Here is a 1,545-nt window from a genome sequence, read left to right on the forward strand (position 1 = left end):
GCAACAGGGGAGCGGCCGGCGCTCGGCAGCCGCGCAGGGCCACCGGGCGTGCGGCCGGGCGCGGGGACGTCAGGGTCAGGGCTGCGGGTCCGCCGGGTGGGGGGCGAGGACCGGGCCCGCGAGGCGCTGCTCGCAGAGCTCGACCAGCCGGTCGTACCCGGCCTTGCCCATCAGCTCCGTCAGCTCCGGCCGGTAGGACACGTACACCGGCTCCCCCGCCCCGTGCGCCGACGTCGCCGACGTGCACCACCAGTGCAGGTCGTGCCCGCCCGGCCCCCACCCCCGGCGGTCGTACTCGCCGATGGAGACCTGGAGCACGCGCGTGTCGTCGGACCGGTCGATCCAGTCGAAGGTCCGCCGCACGGGGAGCTGCCAGCACACGTCCGGCTTGGTCTCCAGCGGCTCCCGCCCCTCCCGCAGCGCCAGGATGTGCAGCGAGCAGCCCGCGCCGCCCTCGAAACCGGGGCGGTTCTGGAAGATGCAGGACCCCTGGTAGGGCCGCGTCTGCCGGGAACCCTCGTCGTCCTCGGAGACCCAGCCGCCGCGCGTGCCCTCCGCGTGGTGCTGCCAGATGTCCGGGGTGAGCCGCTCGACGAACCCGGCGACCCGCTGCTCGTCCTCCTCGTCGGAGAAGTGGGCGCCCAGCGAGCAGCAGCCGTCCGCGGCGCGGCCCGGCTGGATGCCGTGGCAGCCGCTGCCGAAGACGCAGTTCCAGCGCGAGGTCAGCCAGGTCAGGTCGCAGCGGAAGACCTGCTCCTCGTCGGCCGGGTCGGGGAACTCCACCCAGGCGCGCGGGAAGTCGAGGCCCTTCTCGTCGTCCTCGGGCACGGGGACATCGATCAGCGGCAGGGCCGTCCGCTTCGAGGCCTTGGCCGTGGCCGTCTTGTGGTCCTTCGCCTTTTTCGTCTTGGGCACGCGTCCAGGGTAAGTGGAGCCGCGGCGACCGGACCGGCCCCGCGTTACCCGAAACGTCGCATTCCTCACACCCTCCCCGCCCACACTTCCACCGATAGGGCGATTGCCCCACCGGCCGCCGGTTACGTTTCTGGGTATGCGACTTGGTGTGCTCGACGTGGGCTCCAACACGGTCCACCTGCTGGTGGTGGACGCCCACCCCGGCGCGTGTCCGCTCCCCGCCCACTCGGTGAAGGAGGAGCTGCGGCTCGCCCAGCTGCTCGACGAGGACGGGGCGATAGGCCCCGCGGGCGTCGACCGGCTGATCCACGTGGTCCGGGAGGCGGCCCGGGCCGCCGAGGACAAGGGCGTCGAGGCGCTGCTGCCGTTCGCCACGTCCGCCGTGCGCGAGGCCCGCAACGCCGACGAGGTGCTGGCCCGGGTGCACCGGGAGACGGGCGTGGACCTGCGCGTGCTGTCCGGCGAGGACGAGGCGAAGCTCACCTTCCTCGCCGCCCGCCGCTGGTTCGGCTGGTCGGCCGGCCGCCTGCTGGTGCTGGACATCGGCGGCGGCTCCCTGGAGATCGCCTACGGCATCGACGAGGAGCCCGACGCGGCCGTCTCGCTGCCGCTGGGCGCGGGCCGGCTGAC

General features: G+C 73.9%; 2 protein-coding genes. One reads left to right on the plus strand and one right to left on the minus strand.

The window, feature by feature from the left end; genetic code table 11:
* Positions 1–75 precede the first annotated feature (75 nt).
* Positions 76–915 (minus strand): hypothetical protein, encoded by an 840-nt coding sequence (locus tag HW445_RS30505; protein WP_180224033.1) that lies wholly within the window; start codon positions 913–915, stop codon positions 76–78.
* 136 nt (positions 916–1,051) lie between these two features.
* Between HW445_RS30505 and HW445_RS30510 the strand changes: the two genes are divergently transcribed.
* Positions 1,052–1,545: Ppx/GppA phosphatase family protein (locus tag HW445_RS30510; protein WP_374939728.1), on the plus strand; the 494-nt coding region annotated here is incomplete at its 3' end.

The organism is Streptomyces sp. UH6 (assembly GCF_013421635.1).
Classification (GTDB): domain Bacteria; phylum Actinomycetota; class Actinomycetes; order Streptomycetales; family Streptomycetaceae; genus Streptomyces; species Streptomyces abyssomicinicus.